Origin of the sequence: Blautia sp. HCP3S3_H10_2 (genome assembly GCF_052122375.1) — a bacterium.
GTDB lineage: Bacteria > Bacillota > Clostridia > Lachnospirales > Lachnospiraceae > Blautia_A.
This window is the reverse complement of the sequence record NZ_JBQKCL010000067.1, coordinates 1-328: the sequence shown is the minus strand read 5'-3', so window position 1 is coordinate 328 and position 328 is coordinate 1. Positions and strand designations below refer to the sequence as shown.

1 protein-coding gene and 1 rRNA gene are annotated in these 328 nt (G+C 46.0%); one reads left to right on the top strand and one right to left on the bottom strand.

The window, feature by feature from the left end; translation table 11 throughout:
- Positions 1-182 (top strand): hypothetical protein (locus tag ACTQWB_RS18795; protein ID WP_441514621.1); only part of this gene is annotated, 182 nt, incomplete at its 5' end.
- A 28-nt stretch (positions 183-210) separates the two neighbouring features.
- Here ACTQWB_RS18795 and rrf read toward each other — a convergent pair.
- A 5S ribosomal RNA gene (gene rrf, locus ACTQWB_RS18790) occupies positions 211-328 on the bottom strand.

Genomic DNA, 328 nt, shown 5'->3' with positions numbered 1-328 from the left:
ATCTTAAATACTTTTTAAGTCCTGTGTCAGAACTTCTTTATTTAAAACCTCTAATCACTGGTAAAACCAGTTATCATAACAGCACTTCCCTGCTGAATGGGGTTAACACCGGTCCATCAATCTTTACCTTTTACCGTTCTGTTTCCGACAGAACTCACTTACCAGTGTCTGTTTCTATATGAACAAGCTTCCCGCTTGTTTTTTTCTTTGATCCGGTGCCCACCTGCTCTCCCACATCGTCTCCAATGCAGTACCATCGGCCGCCTGCGTCTTAACCGTCGTGTTCGGGATGGGAACGGGTGTTTCCCACAAGCGCATCGACACCGGA